The 19,136-nt window shown below is 71.8% G+C and carries 17 protein-coding genes; 9 read left to right on the top strand and 8 right to left on the bottom strand.

What is annotated here, in order from left to right; translation table 11 throughout:
- Positions 1–161: 161 nt before the first annotated feature.
- Positions 162–833, bottom strand: a complete 672-nt coding sequence (locus tag O7632_RS28200) for a DUF4166 domain-containing protein (protein ID WP_278118692.1) — start codon at positions 831–833, stop codon at positions 162–164.
- Positions 830–1,486: an SRPBCC family protein gene (locus tag O7632_RS28205; RefSeq protein WP_278118693.1), complete on the bottom strand. Its 657-nt coding sequence runs from the start codon at positions 1,484–1,486 to the stop codon at positions 830–832. Before O7632_RS28205 ends, O7632_RS28200 begins: the two co-directional genes overlap by 4 nt.
- A 140-nt stretch (positions 1,487–1,626) precedes the next feature.
- Here O7632_RS28205 and O7632_RS28210 point away from each other — a divergent pair, with 140 nt between their 5' ends.
- The gene (locus tag O7632_RS28210; RefSeq protein WP_278118695.1) at positions 1,627–2,538 is read left to right on the top strand and encodes a transglutaminase-like domain-containing protein; all 912 of its coding nucleotides are present in this window, start codon (positions 1,627–1,629) and stop codon (positions 2,536–2,538) included.
- Between the two features lie 15 nt (positions 2,539–2,553).
- The gene (locus tag O7632_RS28215) at positions 2,554–3,090 is read left to right on the top strand and encodes an alpha/beta fold hydrolase (protein WP_278118696.1); all 537 of its coding nucleotides are present in this window, start codon (positions 2,554–2,556) and stop codon (positions 3,088–3,090) included.
- Between the two features lie 8 nt (positions 3,091–3,098).
- Here the strand turns inward: O7632_RS28215 and O7632_RS28220 are convergent, their stop codons facing one another.
- Complete coding sequence (locus O7632_RS28220) at positions 3,099–3,491, bottom strand: hypothetical protein (protein ID WP_278118697.1); 393 nt, start codon at positions 3,489–3,491, stop codon at positions 3,099–3,101.
- Between the two features lie 108 nt (positions 3,492–3,599).
- Between O7632_RS28220 and O7632_RS28225 the strand changes: the two genes are divergently transcribed.
- Positions 3,600–3,797 (top strand): DUF6767 domain-containing protein, encoded by a 198-nt coding sequence (locus O7632_RS28225; protein WP_278118699.1) that lies wholly within the window; start codon positions 3,600–3,602, stop codon positions 3,795–3,797.
- A gap of 19 nt (positions 3,798–3,816) precedes the next feature.
- Here O7632_RS28225 and O7632_RS28230 read toward each other — a convergent pair whose 3' ends face one another.
- Entirely contained in the window at positions 3,817–4,563 is a 747-nt protein-coding gene (locus O7632_RS28230) for a peptidase E (RefSeq protein WP_278118700.1), read from the bottom strand.
- A 103-nt stretch (positions 4,564–4,666) separates the two neighbouring features.
- Between O7632_RS28230 and O7632_RS28235 the strand changes: the two genes are divergently transcribed.
- The 6 genes from O7632_RS28235 (at position 4,667) to O7632_RS28260 (ending at position 13,306) form a co-directional block, all read left to right on the top strand.
- A complete protein-coding gene (locus tag O7632_RS28235; protein ID WP_278118702.1) occupies positions 4,667–5,089 on the top strand; it encodes a BlaI/MecI/CopY family transcriptional regulator in 423 nt (140 codons plus the stop codon).
- A gap of 7 nt (positions 5,090–5,096) precedes the next feature.
- Entirely contained in the window at positions 5,097–6,056 is a 960-nt protein-coding gene (locus O7632_RS28240) for a M56 family metallopeptidase (RefSeq protein WP_278118703.1), read from the top strand.
- Positions 6,056–7,849 carry a thiol reductant ABC exporter subunit CydD gene (gene cydD / locus O7632_RS28245; RefSeq protein ID WP_278118705.1) on the top strand — a complete coding sequence of 598 codons (1,794 nt, stop codon included), beginning with the start codon at positions 6,056–6,058 and terminating at the stop codon, positions 7,847–7,849. Before O7632_RS28240 ends, cydD begins: the two co-directional genes overlap by 1 nt.
- Positions 7,846–9,669, top strand: a complete 1,824-nt coding sequence (gene cydC / locus O7632_RS28250; RefSeq protein WP_278118706.1) for a thiol reductant ABC exporter subunit CydC — start codon at positions 7,846–7,848, stop codon at positions 9,667–9,669. Before cydD ends, cydC begins: the two co-directional genes overlap by 4 nt.
- Positions 9,670–9,795: 126 nt before the next feature.
- Positions 9,796–10,782: a DNA primase gene (locus O7632_RS28255; protein WP_278118707.1), complete on the top strand. Its 987-nt coding sequence runs from the start codon at positions 9,796–9,798 to the stop codon at positions 10,780–10,782.
- 37 nt (positions 10,783–10,819) lie between these two features.
- Positions 10,820–13,306 carry a transposase gene (locus O7632_RS28260; RefSeq protein WP_278118708.1) on the top strand — a complete coding sequence of 829 codons (2,487 nt, stop codon included), beginning with the start codon at positions 10,820–10,822 and terminating at the stop codon, positions 13,304–13,306.
- A 403-nt stretch (positions 13,307–13,709) separates the two neighbouring features.
- Here the strand turns inward: O7632_RS28260 and O7632_RS28265 are convergent, their stop codons facing one another.
- From O7632_RS28265 to O7632_RS28280, 4 genes are all read right to left on the bottom strand, one after another.
- Entirely contained in the window at positions 13,710–14,297 is a 588-nt protein-coding gene (locus O7632_RS28265; protein ID WP_278118709.1) for an ATP/GTP-binding protein, read from the bottom strand.
- A 1-nt stretch (position 14,298) separates the two neighbouring features.
- The gene (locus O7632_RS28270) at positions 14,299–14,676 is read right to left on the bottom strand and encodes a DUF742 domain-containing protein (RefSeq protein WP_278118710.1); all 378 of its coding nucleotides are present in this window, start codon (positions 14,674–14,676) and stop codon (positions 14,299–14,301) included.
- A gap of 117 nt (positions 14,677–14,793) precedes the next feature.
- Entirely contained in the window at positions 14,794–15,198 is a 405-nt protein-coding gene (locus tag O7632_RS28275) for a roadblock/LC7 domain-containing protein (RefSeq protein WP_278118711.1), read from the bottom strand.
- Positions 15,195–18,794 carry a nitrate- and nitrite sensing domain-containing protein gene (locus tag O7632_RS28280; RefSeq protein ID WP_278118712.1) on the bottom strand — a complete coding sequence of 1,200 codons (3,600 nt, stop codon included), beginning with the start codon at positions 18,792–18,794 and terminating at the stop codon, positions 15,195–15,197. Before O7632_RS28280 ends, O7632_RS28275 begins: the two co-directional genes overlap by 4 nt.
- Between the last annotated feature and the right edge of the window lie 342 nt (positions 18,795–19,136).

Consider the following 19,136-nt stretch of genomic DNA (forward strand, 5'->3'; position numbering starts at 1 on the left):
CGGCCAGCTACCGCAGGGGTGGGTTCGCCGGCCGGCGGGGCGGACGCCCCGCCAGCCGGGTCCGGGTCCCCGGCAGGGCCTGACTCGGTGTTCATCAGTGCCTTCCGTGGGCTGCCGTGGCTTCGATGGCTTCCGTGGCCGCCCACCGCACGGCGGGTGGATCACACCTGGGCATTCTCCCGCAGGGGCCGCACGGCGGCGGGTACCGGGGCCGTCCCCGTGTCCACGTACTGTGCCGTGAACCGGCCCCGATAGCCGAAGACCGGGCCGAGGAAGCGGTTGGTGACCCGTACCTCGATCCGGAAGCTGTCCTCGGCGTCGTCCCACCACTCGTGCACCTGCGCGCGGCCGGAGAGGGCGACCGGGAAGCGGTGCCCGGCGTAGCGCTGCTCGCCGGTACGGATGATCAGTCCGCCACGCCGGTCGACGGTCAGGTGCAGCAGCACCGCGTAGTGCTGATGGGTACCGAGATAGTCGACGATGGCTCCGCTGGCCGGGCTGTAGACCATGGTCGCGTCGAATCGGCGACGGCGGTGGGCCGCCACGTCGAAGGTACGGACGAAGCTCACCGTCTCCCGTCCGTAGCTGTCCCGGTAGGCGTAGTTCTCGATACGGAACGCGATGTCGGTGCCCTGCTCGGGAAAGAGGATGTGGCGGGTCGCGCCGAGCCGCAGCAACGGCACGGTGACCGCCGGCCCGTGCCAGATCCGGTCCATCACACCGGTGCCGACGCAGGCCGTACGCCGTGCGCTGCTGATTCCGAAGCGTTGCCGCAGCCGAGGGTGCAGGCGATCGAAGTCGCGGCCGAGCGCCTGCTGGAAGATCGACGTCATCGGAGTCCTCTCCGCCGATAGCTACGTGGCCGGCAGCGGCGGGCGGCCGGAGTGGTGGGCAGCGGCGGCGCCACCAGCATCATCGCCGTGATCAGCAGCCCGGCCGGGTGGCCGCCGGCTGTCGCCGTGGTCACCCCGGCGACGGCGACCACCAGGCGTACGGTCGCCTCGACGATCGCCTGGTCGCGGCTGCGTTCCGGTGGTACGCCGCGCTCCAGCCACAGCCGGAGCCGGTCGAACGACCAGGCGGTGGCCCAGCCGAAGACGGGACGAAAGAACCAGTCGGCCAGCTGGCCGATCCGCCCCCAGCCGGGCAGATAGTCGTAGCCGGTCCAGAACCGCACCCCGTCGGGGGTCGGCTGGTAGCGCCAGAAGCCGCTGCCGGACCGGATCAGCGACAGCTGGTGATCGCAGACGAAACGCAGTACGGAGGTGGCAGAACCGTCGGGGCGGCGACGCTCACCGGCGGTCTCGCCGACACCGACGATCGTCAGACCGGGCAGCAGCCGGGTGGCGTACCGGAAGCGGCCGTCCGGCCCGTACGGGTCGATGCGGGTGAACCGCAGATCCCACCGGCTGTGCCGGTCCGGATCCCGGGTGTGCCGCCACACCCGGTCGATCGGTGCCCGGATCAGCGTCTCGACGTAGATCACCCCGACCTCCCGTTTGAGCGATCGCTCAGAATTCAGGCTAGCACTGGTTGAGCACTCGCTCAACCAGCCGACGCACCGGGTAGCCGGTAGCGTGCCGAAGGGCAGGATGCGCACGACGGCCGTCACCCGGGAGGCTGGCGATGATCACGCTGGACGAATACCGCCGGCAGTCCCGGTGGTCCGATCCCGGGCCGTACGCGGCGTTGCTCGATCCGCTGCCCAGCACGATCCCGCAGCTGACCACGGTCGTCCGCAACCTCGTCGTGCACTACGTGGCATCCGGCGAGAGATTCGCCCCGGATCGGCTCGCCGAGATCGACCTCCGGTGGATCGCCCGACGCCTCGCCGTCGACCAGGACCGCTTCGACGCGCCGTTGGCGCGACCCCGGCCGGTGCCGGACCGGGTCGCCGGCTGCTGCCGCGACTTCACCCTCACCACGGTCGCGGCGCTGCGCCACCACGGCGTCCCGGCCCGCAGCCGGGTCGGCTTCGCCGGCTACTTCCTACCGGACTTCCACGTCGATCACGTCGTCGTCGAACACTGGAACGGGGCCCGGTGGATCCGTACCGACGCGCAACTCGACCCGGCGGCAGGCTGGCCCTTCGACCCGGCGGACCTGCCCCGGCCGGTCGTCGCCACACCGGAGGGCGAGCGGGAGGGCGAGCCAGGGTTCGCGACCGCCGCGCAGGTGTGGACCGCCTACCGCCGCGGCGAGGTCGACCCCGACCGGTACGGCGTCAGCCCGCACCTGCCACTGCGAGGACCCTGGTTCCTCCGCAACTACGTGCTGCACGAGTTGGCCCACCGGCAGCGCGACGAACTGCTGCTGTGGGACAACTGGGGCGCGATGTCACAGGACCCCGACGCCGAGGTGGAGCTGGTCGACGAGATCGCCACGCTACTCCTCGCGGCCGACGGCGACGGCGACGCCGCCGCCGCCGAGCGCGAGCTGTCCCGCCGGTACGCCGCCGACGAGCGCCTGCGTCCGATCGGCGAGATCGTCTGCCACTCGCCCACCGGATCGGTCACCACAATGGACCTGACCGACTGACCGTACCATTGGTCGATGGCCCGTCACCTGCTCGTCCCCGGTCGCGGGCTGCCCCGCCCCGAACACTGGCTCAATCGCTGGGCGGCGGCCAACCCCGACTACCGGTGGGCTCCGGAGCCGCCCGGTCCGCCGTACGTGCTCGACGACCGGCTGGCCGCCCTGCACGCGGCGATCAGCGCCAGCGACGAGCCGGCGGTGCTGATCGCGCACAGCGCCGGATGTCTGACCGTGGCGCACTGGGCGGATCGGCACAGCGGTTCGGTGGCCGCCGCGCTGCTGGTCACTCCGCCGTACCTGGACCCTGGCTGGCGGCCCGGACCGGACGACCCGACCGACCTGTACGTCGACGCGGTCCCCCGGCGACGGCTGCCGTTCCGCACCGTGCTGGTGGCCAGCCGCACCGACCCGTACACGACGTTCGAGGAGTTCGAGCGGTACGCGGCCGACTGGGGCGCAGAGTTGTACGACGCCGGCGATGCCGGACACATCGAGACGGCGAGCGGCTACGGTCCCTGGCCGGCCGGCGAACGACTGGTCGCCGCCCTGAACTGATCGGCGGCTCAGGCGTCGTCGGCTGGTGACGCGTCGTCGTCCTCGTCGTCGTTCGACGACTCGTCGATCCACCGCCACCAGGCCTCGTCGCCGTCGACGTGCAGCAGGAACTCGGACACCGGCCGACCGTCCGGATCGATCAGGACGGTCGCGGCACGTAGTTCGAGGTACGCCCGCTCCCAGGCGTCGACCGCGCCGGCGGCGTCACCAGCGGCCTCACCGTCCTCGCTGGCCCGCATCGCCCGCAACTCCTGCTCGAACAACGGCCGCACCGGCTCGAACGCCTCCGTCTGGTGCAGCGTCGCGTACAACCAGGGGAAGTCGCCGTCGGTGACCACCAGCTCGGCGAGCAGCACCCCGTCGTGGTCCCGCAACAGCCAGCGTCCACCGAACCCGCTCACGTCGACTCCTCCATAGATCGCCCGCCGGACTCCGCAGGACGCATGGTCCGCCCGGCTGGTGCCGTCCGGCCCTGCCGGTGACAGTGTCGGGCAGGCGATCGTATGGGCATGACCAGTCGAACTCACCGCCGGGTTCCCGAGGCGAAGTGCCCGATCCGGCCCGGCGAGCCGTGCACACTCTGCCTACCCGGCGCCACCGGGCCCGCCGACTGCGGTCTCGTGTACCTGGTGATGGGCGACGACGAACTCCGCGAAGGACTGCGCCAGGCCCGCCTGGAAGCGGCCGGCGAAACGGTCCCGGCATAGTGCGACCTCACCGGCCGTCTCAGGTACCAGGTGTCCCGATCGACCGGGCCGGGATCGGCCGCTCGACAGCCGTTCCCGGTTCGTTGCCGGGCTCGATCCGGTACGCGCCGGCCCTGGCTCGGCTGGTGACCGCCTCGACCAGCGTGGTGCCGACGTAGTGCAGCCCGACGCCGTCGTCCGTGGCGTGACCGGCCGGGAGGACGCCAGCGGCGACGGCCTCCAGGTAGCGGGCGCGACGAGGCTGCTCGGGCAGGTCGTGATGCACCCCGTTGCTGTACGGCAGCAGCGCCAACGCGTCGGTGACCGGGTCGAGCCGGTCGGAGAACGAGTCGGTCATCCCGCCGGTGTGCCAGCAGAGGCTGCCGGCGCTGCCGCCGCCGAGCACCACGCCCGCCTCCCAGCACTCGCGCAGCACCTCGTCGAGGCGGTGGGCCCGCCACACCGCCAGCAGGTTGACCACGCTGCCGCCGGCCACCCAGATCAGGTGCTGGTCGAGCAGGAACGACCGTACGTCGGCGACGTTCGGCTGGGGAAACAGCCGCAGATGTGTCGCGACCGCGTGCCGTGCCCCGTCAAAGGCCGCGTGGAAGGAATCGATCACCTGCTGGCTGTCGCCGGTAGCGGTGGGGATCAGGCAGACGTTGGCGACCGTCGCGCCGGTCAACGAGATCGCGTGGTCGAGCAGTGCGCTGCGCTGCGGCGTCGGCTGGTGTGCCGACGGGTGCACGATGCCGGAAACCGCGAAGATCTGGCGAAGGGGAGCCACTCGTCCAGCATGCCCCGACCGAGCGGTCGATCGGGATTCCGGTTCTCCCCGATCCGGTCCTCCCCTGCGTCGGCACGTCTACTACCGGCGGTAGGCTTGGCTGGTGAGGCGACTGGGTGACCTCGAACGCGCCGTGATGGACGTGCTGTGGGATCGCGATCCGACGGCCGGCCCGGTCACGGTCCGCGACGTCGCCGAGGCACTGCGCGAACGCGACCTCGCCTACACGACGGTGATGACCGTGCTCGACCGGCTCGCCGGCAAGGGCATGGTCAGCCGCGAACGCTCCGGCCGGGCCTGGCACTACCAGCCGGTGGCCAGCCGGGAGGCGTACATCGCCCAGCTGATGCTCGACGCGCTCGACCTCGCCGGCAGCCGGGACGCGGCGCTGGTGCGGTTCGCCAAGTCGGTGACCGGCACCGAGGCCGAGGTGCTGCGGACCGCGCTCACCGAGCAGGCCCGACCGGCGGATGACGACGCACAGCCGGCCCAACGGCGGGCCCAGCCGGCGGAGCGGCAGGGCTGAGCCGGTGATGGCACCCGCCACCCACTTCGCCGCAGCGGTGCTCGCGTGCTATCTCGTCGCCCAGGCGATGACCCGCTCCGCCTGGCTCGGTCGGGCGTGGACGTGGCGCACGCCCCGGCTGGCGATCCTCTGCTGGCAGGCGTTGGGGCTGTCCGTCGGACTCGCCGCGATCGGCCTGCCGCTCTCCCTCGGACTCGCCCCGTACCAGGCCGGGCCGGGCACCGCGACGCTGCGTTTCCTGCGCGACCTGGCCGGCGCGGGCACCTCGCTGCTCGGTGGACACGGCTGGCCCGCCGACGCCTTCCCCACCGGCCTCGGTCCGCCCCGGCTCGCCCTGATCGCGCTGGCCGCGACGATCGCCGTGGTGCTGCTCGGCTCGACCGTACGCAGCCTGTCCGGCGCCGTACGGGTCCGGCGCCGCCACCGCGACCTGCTGACCCTGGTCGGCCGGGCCGATCCGGCGGTACCCGGCGCGTTGGTCCTCGACCACCCGAGCGCCGCCGCCTACTGCCTGCCCGGCGTACGCCCGACCGTCGTGGTCAGCGCCGGCACCCTCGCCCTGCTCGACGCGAGACAACTGGCCGCGGTACTCAGCCACGAGCGTGCCCACGCCGACGAACGCCACGATCTGGTGCTGCTGCCGTTCACCGCGCTGTGCCGGGCGTTGCCCCGGGTCGCCTGGCTGCGGGCCGCGCACGACTGCGTCGCGCTGCTGGTCGAGATGCGCGCCGACGACAAGGCCCGCCGGCAGCACGCCGACGAATCGCTCGCCGCCGCGCTGCGCCGCTTCGCGACGGCCGATTCACGGATCGTTCCCGCTGGCGCGCTCGGCGTCGCCGACCGGGACCTCGACGCGCGGGTCCACCGACTGCTCTGGCCCGGTCCGGCTCCCCGGCTGCGTCCACTGGCCGCCAGTGCCGTGGCGATGCTGCTGCTCGCCCTGCCGGTGTCGCTCTACCTGAGCTGATGGAGACCGCCACCGCGCCCCGGCGCCGCCCCTTCGACCCCCGGCTGGTGCGACACGTGCCGGCCGTACGGCGACAGCTGGGTACGCTCGGGGCGCTCGGGGTCCTCACCGCCGGGTTGATCATCGCGCAGGCGACCGCGCTGGCTACCGTGCTGGCCGCCGCCGCGCAGGGCCGACTGGACCGACCCGCGCTCGGCGCGTTCGTGCTGATCGTGGCCGCGCGCGCGGCGGTGGTCTGGGCACAGGGTCTGATCGCCGCCCGGGCCGCCGCAGGCGTCAAGGCGCGGTTGCGGATCGACCTGCTGGCGGCGATCCAGCGACACGGCCCGGGCTGGCTGTCCGGGCAACGGACCGGCCGGCTGGCCACCCTCACCGGACGGGGGCTCGACGCCCTGGACGGCTACTTCACCGGTTACCTGCCGCAGCTGGTGCTCAGTGTGACCGTACCGGTGGCGGTCCTCGCCCGGCTGGTCTTCGCCGACTGGAGCTCGGCGCTGATCGTAGCGGTCACGCTGCCGCTCATCCCGATCTTCGGGGCGCTGCTGGGCTGGCACGCCCAGGCCGCGACCGAACGGCAGTGGCATCGGCTGAGTCAGTTGGGCGGCCACTTCCTGGACATGGTCGCCGGCTTGGCGACGCTGCGGGCGTTCGGCCGCGAACGCGGACAGATCGACGTGGTCCGGCGGATGGCCGACCGGCACCGGGTCGCCACCATGGGCACGCTACGGATCGCCTTCCTGTCCGCGTTGGTGCTGGAGCTCGTCGCCACGTTGGCGGTGGCGTTGGTGGCGGTGCCGATCGGGCTACGGCTGCTCGGCGGCGGCATCGCCCTGCAGACCGCGCTGCTGGTCCTGCTGCTCACGCCGGAGGCGTACCTGCCGCTGCGGGCCGCCGGCAGCCGCTTCCACGCCAGCATGGAAGGGCTGACGGTCCTCGACGAAGCCCTGACCCTCACCGCGACCACCACCACCGCGACCGCAGCCACCGCCACCGCCACCGCAACCACCGTCACGACCGAGTTCGCCGACGGCCCGGCCGAGCCGGACCGGTCCGCCGTGGTCAGGCCGGTCCCGGCGGCGACCCCCCCGACTGGCCCGGCCCCGCCGTTCCCGGTCGAGGAAATCAGGTTCGAGTCGGTCACCGTCGAATACCAGCGGACCGTCGCGCTGCGCGACGTCTGCCTGACGGTACGGGCCGGCGAACGAATCGCCGTGATCGGGCCGAGCGGGGCCGGCAAGAGCACGCTGCTCGCGCTGTTGCTCGGCTTCGTCCGGCCCACCTCCGGTCGGATCCTGATCGACGGCGTCGACCTGGCCACGCTCGACCTCGACCGGTGGCGCCAGCAGCTGGCGTGGGTGCCGCAGCACGCCCACCTGTTCGCCATGTCGCTGACCGGCAACATCACACTCGGCGTACCGTCGGCTCCCCCGTCGCGGATCGCCGCCGCCGTACGGGCCGCCGCGCTGACCGACGTCGTGGCCGCCCTGCCGGACGGGCTCGACACCCAGCTGGGCGAACGCGGCTACGGCTTGTCCACCGGTCAGCGGCAACGCGTGGCCCTGGCCCGGGCCTTTCTGCGCGACGCCCCGGTGGTGCTGCTCGACGAACCGACCGCCCGCCTCGACGCCACCTCGGAGGCGGCCGTGCTGACCGCGTCCCGGCGGCTCGTCGAAGGCCGGACCGCGCTCGTCGTCGCGCACCGGCCGGCGTTGCTCGACGGCGCCGACCGGATCATCCGGGTCGACGCCGCACTGGTCACCGAGCGCCACCGGCTCAGCGGAGCGCCGACATGAACGGCGGAACCGACACGCGCGGCGGGCCGGTGATCCGACAGTGGTGGCGGCCGGAGCGGACCGTACTCGCCGTCGCCCGGCCCTACCTGCTCCGGCTGGTCGGTGCCGGGCTGCTCGCCGCCGCGACGGAACTGGCGGCGCTGGCCCTGATGGCGACCGCGATCTGGTTGCTGATCACCGCCGCCGGCCGGCCGCCGCTGGACGCGATCACGGTGGCGATCGTCGGCGTACGGGCGCTGGCGATCAGCCGGGGCGTGTTGCGCTACACCGAGCGACTCGCCGGGCACGACGCCACGTTGCGGGTGGTTACCGACGTACGGGCGCGAATCTTCGCCGCGCTCTCCACCCGGCGGGCCACCACGGCCGACCGGTCCGGGGACGCGCTGAGCCGGCTGGTCTCCGACGTGGAGGCCGTCCAGGACCTGCTGCTCCGGGTGCTGGTGCCGGGTACGGCCGCAGCGGTGGTGGCGGTGCTGGCGGTGGCCGGGGCGGCGGTGATCAGTCCGGCCGCGGCGGTGATCCTGGCCGTCGGGCTCACGGCCGCCGGTGTCGTGCTGCCGCTGGCGGCGCTGGCACTCACCCGCCGTACCGCCGATCGGGTGGCCCCGCTGCGCGGCGCGCTCGCCGCCGACACCACCGATGTGATCCACGGCGCCGCCGACCTCGCCGCCTTCGGTGCCACCGCGACCGCGCTGGCCCGGACCACGACGCGCGTCCAGGAGCTGGCCCGGCTGGAACGGCGGCTGGCGGCGACCGGTTGGGCCGCCGACGCGGCCGGCGTGCTGATCGCCGGGCTGACCGTGGCCGGGGTGGCGGTCGGCGCGCTGCGGGCGGACGTGGACGGTGTCTTGGTCGGGGTGCTCGCGGTCGGCAGCCTGGCTGCGGTCGAGATGACCTTGGCGCTGGTCGCCGCCGTACGCCAGTGGGCGCAGCTGCGCGGCGGCCTGCGGCGGGTGGCCGACCTGCTCGGACCGGCCGACCTGGCCGGACCGGCCGACCTGGCCGGACCGGCCGAGGACGCTCCGTCGGCGGGATCCGAGGCACCGGCGAGGGCGGCTGAACCAGTGGAGGTGCAACTGGACGGGGTCTCGGTGCGTTACCGGCACGACGCCCCGGCGGCCGTGGCCGACATCGACCTGCGGCTACCGGTGGGACGCCGGATCGCGGTCGTCGGACCCAGCGGAGCGGGCAAGAGCACCCTGCTCGCGCTGCTGACCGGGGCGCTCCCACCCAGCACCGGACAGGTCAGGATCGACGGTCGGGACCTGGCCGGCATACCGGTCGACCATCGGCATCGGCTGGTTGGCGGACTGCTCGCCGAGGCCTACGTGTTCAACGCCACAGTTCGCGACAACCTGCTGCTCGCGCGCCCGACCGCCGACGACAGCCAACTCGCGGCGGCTACCGAGGCCGCCGGGCTGCTGGACTGGATCCGGGAGCAGCCGGACGGCTGGCAGACCCTGGTCGGGGCCGCTGGCGGTCAGCTCTCCGGCGGCCAACGCCAGCGGCTGAACCTGGCGCGGGCGATGCTGGCCGGTCCGGCCGTACTGGTACTGGACGAACCGACCGAGGGCCTCGACCCGGCCGCCGCCGACGACGTGCTGGCCAGGGTCCTCGCCGCCGCCGGCCGGCGCACCGTCGTCCTGGTGACCCACCGGCTGAGCGGACTGGAGTCGATGGATGAGATCCTGGTGCTGGACGCGGGTCGCGTCGTCCAGCAGGGCACCCATGCCGCGCTGGTCGACCGGCCAGGTTGGTACCAGGACCAGTGGATCATGCAGCAGGCAGCCGAACAGGGATACCTGACGGTTTCAGATTAGGTTGAGCCGAGACGGGGTGCGGGCAGCCGCCTGGACCACCGGACCACTAGGGTGTGCGCAGAGTCACCCACCCGACAGGCCAGGTCCGGGTCGGGCGCCGTCACCGGAAGACAAACGGAGGTCAGCGTGGCCAAGTCGCCGAACCGGCCCAACGCCGACGGGCTCGCAGCCCAGTCCCCCGAGATCGACCCCGACGCAACGTCCGACGCGGCTACCGCCGACGCCGACGACGACGTCGAATCGGCTGTCGACTCGGCGGAGACGGGCTCGTCTTCACGCACCGAATCGTCCGCTGACCGGTCACTGTGGCGCGACGTACGGATCGATCCGGTGGAGATCGCGCTGCCGGCCGGCGTCGGATACACGCTGCGCGCCTATCGGCCGTCCACCGAACTGACCCCCACCGACATCTCCGAACGTGAGGAAGACGACCCGTTCGCCGCCCGTCGCCGCGCCGCCGAGGCATCCGAAGACGACGAGGACGAAACGGTCGTCATCCTCGACGAGGAGTTCGCCGCCGCACTCGCCGAGGAAGAGGCCGCCGAAAAGAAGCCGGCCGGCGGTGAGCGGGCCAGCGACGGCGAGGTGGACGCGGACGACGAGGCCGACACCGAGGCCGACGCCGGCGAGGAGGTCCCCGTCTTCCTGACCCACCGGGGCAACCTGCTGTTGTTCAAGAACCCGCAGGCGCTGGTGAGTTTCGTACGCTCGGGCGCGCCCAACGACCTCGACCAGCTCGACACCTGGCCCGAGCTGGTCGAACGGCTGCAGCCGGCGGACGTCGAGGCCCTGCCGGAAGACACCTACGAGCTCGATCTCGTCGTGGAGAACCTCCGTGGCGGGCACGACGTGTGGGACGCCCCGTTGCTGATCCAGTCGGGCGAGGTCGCCCGCGACCTCGCCTACGCGCTGCGCATGCCCTCGGTCCTCGAGATGCTCTCCAGCGGTTCCAGCCTGGACGATCTCGACGAGGCGCTAAGGTCGACGGTCGACGGCGGCATCGGCGGGTTCATGGCTCGACGGCGCCTCAAGAAAATCGGGGCACAAACGGCAAGTCTCGGGTGGCGCACGATTATCGGGAAGATCTCTGCCGCTGCGGACTGGCGCGACTGACCCTTACCAGGGAGCATCAGTTCTTGGCACATGGCAGGTGTCCCGGGAGGAGGACGGCGCAGTGGCGCTCGTGCGGGTGTACTGCGGTCTGGCAACGGCGGACCGGTCTACCCGGTCGGCTCCGGCTGGTCCGGCCCTGACCGCCGCGATAGTCGACGACGCCGGACGGCTGCTCGACCTCCGCGAGATCGGGGACGATCCGGCTGGCTACGCCCGGCTCGGTACCCTGCTCGTGGAGCGCTCCAGCGGCCCGAGCGGCGCGGCGATCGCCGCCGACAGTGACGATCATCTGGTCACCTCCCTGCTCACCGCCGCCGGTCGCCCGCTGGCCATCGCCGACGACGATGCCGCCGACGACTACGCCGAGCGCTTCGCCGACGACGAGTCGTTGGAGGAGATGTCCGCGCCACAGGCGCTGCGGCGAGCGATCGGCTTGGCCAGAGCGCTCCAGGCCGGTGCGTTGTCAGCCGTCACCCTGCCTGCTCCGCGTGACCTGGTCGCCTACAAGCCGGTGCTGGCCGCCCACTCGGCTCTGGCCAACGGACGCCTGGCCGCCGCGGTCGCGCTACGCGAGGTTCTCCGCGAGCTCTACCCCGCTGCCCTCCGGGCTTATCCGGATCCGGCCGATCCGGTCGCGCTCGCCGTACTGGACGCGCTTCCCGAGCCAGGCATGCTCAGTGGCACCAGCTCACGTAACCGCGAACTGTCGGTCGCGGCCGACGCGGTCGCGGCCCATCTCGCGGCCGACGGCGTCGCTGACGCCGGGACCATCGACGACGCGGTGACCGCGCTGCGGGTGGCGATCGTCGAATCGCCCCGACGGAGCGTGGTCAACAAGGCCCTCACCTCCGCCACCGCCGAGACGGTCCGGCATGCGGTCGCCGCCGTCCGGTCCTGCGACGCCGCTGCGGACGCCCTCGTCGCCACGCTGGCCGCCCGGGTGACCACTCCGACCCCGCTGAGCGCCCGGCGAACGGTCCGCCGATCCGCCGATCCGACCTCCGGCCCGCCCGCGACCGGTCTACACGCCGTACCGACGGTCGATCCGGAGCAGGCACCCGGCCGGCAGCCGGCCGGCAGCCGCCGGGCCCAACCGCAGCCGGTCAGCGCGACCGGGTCGATCATGACTCCGCAACCGATGACGACTCCGCCGGTGGCTCCAGCCCCGGTCGCCCCACCGCCGATGGCCCCGACCCCGCTGACGCCAGCGGCTCGGCGTACCGACATCGGCGGCGACCGGCCGGTGTCCGCACCACCGCCGCCCCCCGGCATGACGCCGATGCCGACGCCCCGGCCGCAGCTCGCTCCGGCGGACGCCGGGGAGCCGTTCCGGGCCACTCTCACCACTGCGGCGCTCAACGACGCACGCGCGCAGCGTCGGCCGACTCCGATCACGCCCCGTCCCAACACTCGAGGCGGTACGGGCCCAGCCGCCGCGCCGATGTCCGGAGCGCCGATGTCCGGAGCGCCGATGTCCGCACCGCCGGTCTCCGGTGCCCCGGTGTCGGCCAGCCCGGTGTCCGGACCGCGCGTGCCGACCGCCCCGGTCTCGTCGGCCCCGGTCTCCTCAGCGCCTATCTCGTCGGCGCCGATCTCCAGCGCTCCGCCCACTGCGCCGTCGAACGGGCGTTTCTCCGCCACCGACTACACCCTGCCGGTCCCCGCGCCGCGTCCGGGCCCGGCCGGGCCCCCGGGGTCACGGTCCAATTGGCCGCTGGTCGCCCACGCCAACGACGAGACCCCCGCCGGCCCGGTCGGACCGTCCCCGTACGGGTCGCGTGACGAGCACCGTACCGCTGTACCCGCTGGGTACGGATCAGCTGAGCAGCCACCGGGCGGGACCGGGCACACCGGGCGGGTCAAGCCACCGTGGCTCGCCGACGACCTGCCGCCCGAGCCACCGGTGCTGCGCCTGGTCGAGCCAAAGCTCGCCGAGCGCGTATCACGCGACGAATACGGCCGGCCGGCGGAGACGACGCTGGAGGCGCCTGCGCTGCGGCTGGTGGAGCCGGGACAGCCCGATTACGCCCGAGGGGCTGGCCGGGGCCGACGGGCGGCTCCTGAGCCGTTCAGCGCCCCACCCGTGCCCGACGAGGGTGACGGCGATTTGCTGATCTTCGCGGCAGCCCGGTCGGCCTGGTTCGTCCGGCAGCCGGAGGAGGCAGACGTCGACTTCACCACGCCGGCGGACACCGGCTGGCGGGCCGCGGAGCAGGCCGCCCAGCCGTCGATCGGTGCCGAGACCGAGGCTGGTCTACCGAAGCGCGTACCACAGGCCAACCTCGTTCCCGGATCGCCGCTACGCGACGAGCGTCCGCTCCGGATCGTGCGGGACGCGGCGAGCATCGCGGAGCACACCAACGGCTACTTCCGTGGTTGGCGACGTGGGCAGGAAATCGGCGGATACGCGGTCGGTGGCCGGCCGGGCCGGGAAGCCGCAGGCGGATGGGACTTCAGCCGGGACCAGAGCGGTCAAGGCGACGGACGCGAGTTCGAGTACCGTCCGGCCAGCTACCAATCCTGACCGACGGCTGAGCCAAGCTAGGCCTGACCAATGGCTGGGCCAGTTACCGGGCCTGGCCCAGCTCGGAGGCAAGCGTCAGGCAGCTGTCTCCCGTTCGCGGCCGGACGTCAACCGATGGATCGGGTCGACCATACGCGGCTGTCGAGATCATCGGTCGACCGAGATCATCGGTCGACCGAAGCGACCATCACGCGGTAGGAAACCAAGCGGATCTGTCGATATAGCCGTCGCCTCAAGCCCTTACGGGCACGCTCGCCCGTAAGGGTGGGAATCGTCGGAGCGGTGCGACCGATCCGAGGACGGCGACGAGGCGCTGCGCGGCGTTACCGGCGACGACACCAGCGTCGCCGGTGATGAGTACCGGCCGAGCCCCGAGCGGACCGGTACGGCCGACCGAGCCCGGTCAGGCTGGAGCGACGGCGCGCTGGCGACGCATCGTCAGCACGTACTCGACCAAGGAGATCAGCACGTGCTTCGTCGATTCGCGGTTCCGCGCGTCGCAGGGGATCACCGGTACGTCGCTGGAGATCGCCAGCGCGTCCCGGACATCCTGCGGGTCGTGGTACTGCATCCCGTCGAAGCAGTTGATCGCCACCAGGTACGGCAGCCGCCGGTGCTCGAAGAAGTCGATCGCCGCGAAGCAGTCGGCCAGCCGACGGGTGTCGACCAGCACCACCGCCCCGATCGCACCCCGTACCAGTTCGTCCCACATGAACCAGAATCGAGTCTGGCCCGGCGTACCGAACAGGTAAAGGATGAGATCCCGGTCGATCGAAATCCGTCCGAAGTCCATAGCGACCGTGGTGGTCGTCTTGCCCGGCACCTGTCGCGTGTCGTCGACGCCGACCCCGGCCGAGGTCATGATCGCCTCGGTGGTCAGCGGCGTGATCTCCGAGACCGAGCCGACCAGCGTCGTCTTGCCGACGCCAAACCCACCGGCGATCACGATCTTCGCCGATGTCACGCGCCCGGCCATGGGGCGGTGCGCCATGTCAGAGCCTGCGAAGTCCACTCAGCACCCTCTCCAGCAGTTCCGTGCCCACCGCGTCATTCGTGTCGTCCAGGGATGTCGGTTCGTATACCGCGACCAGGCCGTCGGAGGCCATGTCCGCGATAATGACCCGGGCTACTCCGAGTGGAAGCTGCATCCGCGCCGCGATCTCCGCGAGCGACTGCAGCCGGCCGTCACATAGCGCGGCAATGTATTGGTGCTCTCGACCGCTGCCGCCCTTTGTCGCGCCTGCGGACCGACCACGCACCGTTGTTTCCACGAGCGCCTCGAGGGCGATCTCCAGCTTCGGCCGGGTACGACCACGGGTAACGGCGTACGGCCTGACCAACGCACCCGTCGGCTCATCGCGTTCGGTCATCTGCCATCACCCCCTCTCGTCCTGCCAACAGCCCCACCCCGTCGGAGCTCGTCGTGTCGAATTTCGTCAGGTCCACAGCGGCCGGATGCATCCCGGGAGTGGACGTCGTGTGCCGGGTCAGCCCAGCATTCCCGCAGCCGTACGCGGCGCCGGCGTGAGCGCGTCACCGACTCGATCGACCAGTAGCGCCATTTCGTACCCCACCTGGCCCACGTCACTGCTGCGAGCGGCCAGCACCGCGAACGACGAGCCGTCCGAGATCGACATGAGGAACAGGAATCCGTTGTCCATCTCGACCACTGTCTGCAGCACAGCACCACCTTCGAAACAGCGTGCGGCACCTTGTGTGAGGCTGACCAGTCCGGAGGCGATGGCCGCGAGTTGGTCCGCCCGGTCCCGGGGAAGGTCCCGGGACGCCGCCAGGAGCAGACCGTCCGCCGAGACCGCGATCGCGTGAGCGACCCCGGGCACGCGGTCGGCGAAGTTGGCCAGCAACCAACCGAGATCCTGCGTAGATGTCATCCCTCATGCTCCTTGCCAGCCTGCGAGGATTGCTGCCCTCCCGGGGCCGCCCCCGGGTTGGTCGAGTGGTCGTCCTTGGGCTGCGTCCGGCCGCGTTGCACACCACGGTGGTACGCGGACAATAGCCCACGGACCGCTTCTGGTGAACGACGCTGTACCGAACTTGTCGCCTTGTCTACGCCACCTGGTACCAGCTGTGCCATCGGGACCCGTTTCGGGAGTCCCGCCTGGGTCTTTTCGGCTACCGCCACCTCGGCCGCAGCGCTGGCCGCCCGCCAGCCGTCGTCGGCGGCGGTCTGCCAACCGTCCGGCCGGCCGCCGTCCCGGGAGTTGCCGTCCCGGGAGTTGCCGTCCCGGGAGTTGCCGTCCCGGGAGTTGCCGCCACCGTTGCCGCCGCCACCGGTCGCGACCGGCTCTGGCCGGCGCGGCAGCCCTGTGCCCGTTCCCGAGCCACTCGCCACGGCGGCCGGTGCCGGCCGAGCGGAGTCCGTGGCCGACTGGGTGGATGCGACCGACGCCGACGAGGTCGATGGTGTCATCATCGCTACGGCAGCCTCGCGTGCCTCCTCCGCCGTCGGGCGGCGGGTCCGGAACCACGCGGATTCGAGTTCACGGAAGATCGGTAGTTCCATGGTCTCGTCCGCGAAGCGTTTGGGCGCTGCGGCGGGAGCGGGCACCGGATGTGGAGCCGAAGCGGGGTTTTCGGCGTCCGAGCGGGTCACCCGTGGCAGTTCCGCCGTCATGTCGAGCGCGGCCGCCAACTTCTCCGGCACCGGCGGAGTGACGGCGTCGCGGTCGGCCGCGACCGGCGGCCAGGCCGGTGGCGCAGAAGCCGGCGGTGCTGCGGATGGCACCACCGTCGGGGGCACCGCCGGTGGTGCCGAACTCGCCGGAACGATCGGATGCTGCGCCGTGGGGGCCGACGACGCGGACTGATGAAAGGCCGCCGGATGCTGCTGATTGCCCGCCGACGACGGTGGCACAGGTGGCGCCGAGAACGGTCGTACCGGTGGCGCGGAGACCGGTGGGACCGACACCGGTGGCGCGGAGACCGGTGGGATGTACGGCTGTCCGCTGACCGGCTGTCGACCACCGGCACCCGGTGTCTCGGGCGACGTCGGGATCTGCCGGGGGATCACGCCACCCGGTGTGCCGCCGGCCACCTCGCCGTCGACCGTCCAGTGGTCGTTCGATCGGCGTTGCGGCAACGGCTCCGTACGCGATCCGCCGTTGGTCGGCACGCCGTTGAACATCTCCGAGCCGTTGGCGCCGTTGCTTCCGTTGGCGCCGTTGCTCGCTCCGGTGAGATCCGACCAGGCCGGCATGGCCCTCGCCGGGGTGGACGGTTTCACCGGACCGCCGCCGTTGACCGGGGCCGGCTCGAACGGACGCGGCGGCGGTCCGATCTGCGCCGGTGGTTCGGTCGGCGGGCCGAAGCCGGTTCCGGGGCCACCAGGGCCGGTTCCGGGGCCACCGGGGCCGGCCGGGCCGCCGCCTTCGAGCGCCAGCGGCGCGGGGAACGGTGATCGGGCGGGTGCCGCCGGGGTGTCCGGCCCGGCGGCGCCGAACGCGGCGGGTGCGGTGGTGCGGCCCGCGAGTGCCCGTGGGATGAGCACCGCGGTCGGCAACGTGACGTCGGCGATGGTGCCCCGTTCGGTAGCCGGCCGCAGCTCGACCTTGACCCCGTGCCGGGCGGCCAGCCGGGCGACCACGACCAGGCCCATCATCCGGGACACCGCGACGTCGACCATCGGGGGTGTGGCGAGCCGTTCGTTGAGGTCACGCAACTGCTCGGGGGTGATGCCGATACCCCGGTCCTCGACGTAGAGCACCGCCCGGTCACCGACCCGCCGGGCCTCCACCATGACGTGGGAGTCCGGCGGCGAGAAGGCGGTGGCGTTGTCGAACAGCTCGGCGACGAGGTGGACCAGGTCGTTGACGGCGTGCGCGGAGACCTCGATGTCACGGTCGACGACGCCGAACTCGATCCGGGTGTAGTGCTCGACCTCAGACTGGGCGGCACGCAGCACGTCGATCAGGGCAGCTGGCTCGCGCTGCACCCGGGTGGAGTCGGCACCGGCGAGTACCAAGAGGTTCTCGTCGTTACGCCGCATTCGGGTCGCGAGGTGGTCGAGCTGGAACAGCTCGCCGAGGCGGTCCGGATCCTCCTCGCCGCGTTCCAACCGGTCCAGGTGTCCGATGAGGCGGTCGACCAGGATCTGTGACCGGCGGGCCAGGTTGACGAACATCGTCGAGACCGACGAACGCAACGCGGCCTGTTCCGCCGCGGTCCGGACGGCCTCCAGGTGAACGGCGTTGAACGCCTCGGTGACCTGGCCGAATTCGTCCTTGCTGCGCACCGGCAGCGGCTCGGCGATCTGATTGGCCAGTTGCACCGGGGATGCCTGGGCGGTGACCTGTGGATCGCGCAGCCGGGCGACGGCCTGCGGCAGGCCGTGCTGAGCCACCGCGAGCGCGCCCTGGCGGAGTTCGCGCAGCGAACGGGCCATCGACCGGGCGACCAGCGCGGCGAAGAGGATGGCGAGCAGCAGTACGAACAGCAGCAGGATCGTTTCGACGAGCAGCCGCTGCTGGACGTCGTTACTGAGCACGGTGGCCTCGTTGACCACGTCGCTGTCGATCTTCTGCTCGACGGTACGGATCAGATCGGCGTGACCGACCAGCGCGGCGTCCCAGGCCTCGGCGTCGAACGGCGTGTTGCGCATCGACTCTTCGCTCTGGCCACGGATGAAGCCACCGTAGGTGTCCGCCTCACGCAGCGCCGGACCCGCCACGGTCTGGTTGTAGAACTCCAGGTCGTCCGCTGTCGCGGCGGCTTCGAACGCCTGCCGGGACTGAGCCTGACCGGCCCGGGTGCTGATGTAGTCGGTACGCAGCGCCGGAGTCAGGGCGTCCTGGCTGAACGCCCGCAGGACCACCACCCGTTCGCGGGACAGGAACTCTTTGTTGCGGGCGAGCGCGGCGGTGGCCCGCATGTGGTCACTCAGCGCGGTGTCGTTGGCCAGCTGGGCGGCCGAGTCCCGGATGTCCAGCAGGTCGCTGAGGAGCACCTCGTACGCGCGGGCGGCCTCGGTGAGCCGGAAGGCACCGTCTTCGGTGGCGCTGTTGACGACCTGGCTGCGCAGGCCGGGAAGATCGGCGAGGTTCTGATCGACTCGGGCGAGCAGATTGCGGAAGTTGACTGGCAGGTCGGTCAGCTCGGCCCGCCGCTGCGAGTACGGCGTCCGTGATTCGTCGACGGTGCCGTGCAGGGCGTTGTAGGCGTCCAGGTAACGACGCTCGAGTTCCTCGTCCTGCGTACCGAGGAGAAGCACGGCGGCGGCGCGCTCGTTCTGCAGGTCGTGGACCAGGTCGCCGGAGGCCCGGGTGAGGGTGGCGAGGGTGTGGGCCTGGCTTGCGTTGTTGGCGGTCTCGAGGTGGCCGATCAGACCGTTGGTGCCGACGACGATCGTCGCCAGGGTGGGCACGATCATAATCAGACCGAGCTTGGACCAGATCGGCAGATCGTTAAGCCGGCCAACCGGCCGGCGGAGACGCGACAGGAAGGAGTCTGCCGTCTTCGGCCGCTTGCTCACGTCACCGCCCTCCTCATCGGTGCCGGTCGGATGCACCGGGCACCGCCCATCGGCCGACCCGGGCGGATCGGACCTCCGAGATTCCATCACGACACCACCCAAAGAGAAAGCCCAGGTGGTCAGTCACTCGGAGTGTGATGCGATGGTTATCCGGACTTCTAACGATTTGCACTCTCGTGGCTACCGTAAGTAATCGTCCCTGTCCAGAATGTCTCGTTCGCACGCCGCTACGCTCGCGATGCGCGACGTGCCATCGTACGCCCGGCGGCGACCCGGCGTGCGCGGCGGACATGCCGGATTACGCGGTACCTGACGACCGCGCGTCCGTCCGGCCGATCCGGC

The sequence above is a fragment of the Solwaraspora sp. WMMD406 genome (genome assembly GCF_029626025.1).
Lineage (GTDB): Bacteria > Actinomycetota > Actinomycetes > Mycobacteriales > Micromonosporaceae > Micromonospora_E.

Coding starts and splice junctions, on each gene's coding strand:
- O7632_RS28225 (WP_278118699.1), top strand. CDS start 3,600: ATGACCAGTCGAACTCACCGCCGGGTTCCCGAGGCGAAGTGCCCGATC.
- O7632_RS28240 (WP_278118703.1), top strand. CDS start 5,097: ATGGCACCCGCCACCCACTTCGCCGCAGCGGTGCTCGCGTGCTATCTC.
- O7632_RS28210 (WP_278118695.1), top strand. CDS start 1,627: ATGATCACGCTGGACGAATACCGCCGGCAGTCCCGGTGGTCCGATCCC.
- O7632_RS28270 (WP_278118710.1), bottom strand. CDS start 14,676: ATGACCGAACGCGATGAGCCGACGGGTGCGTTGGTCAGGCCGTACGCC.
- O7632_RS28215 (WP_278118696.1), top strand. CDS start 2,554: ATGGCCCGTCACCTGCTCGTCCCCGGTCGCGGGCTGCCCCGCCCCGAA.
- O7632_RS28265 (WP_278118709.1), bottom strand. CDS start 14,297: ATGGCGCACCGCCCCATGGCCGGGCGCGTGACATCGGCGAAGATCGTG.
- cydC (WP_278118706.1), top strand. CDS start 7,846: ATGAACGGCGGAACCGACACGCGCGGCGGGCCGGTGATCCGACAGTGG.
- O7632_RS28275 (WP_278118711.1), bottom strand. CDS start 15,198: ATGACATCTACGCAGGATCTCGGTTGGTTGCTGGCCAACTTCGCCGAC.
- O7632_RS28200 (WP_278118692.1), bottom strand. CDS start 833: ATGACGTCGATCTTCCAGCAGGCGCTCGGCCGCGACTTCGATCGCCTG.
- cydD (WP_278118705.1), top strand. CDS start 6,056: ATGGAGACCGCCACCGCGCCCCGGCGCCGCCCCTTCGACCCCCGGCTG.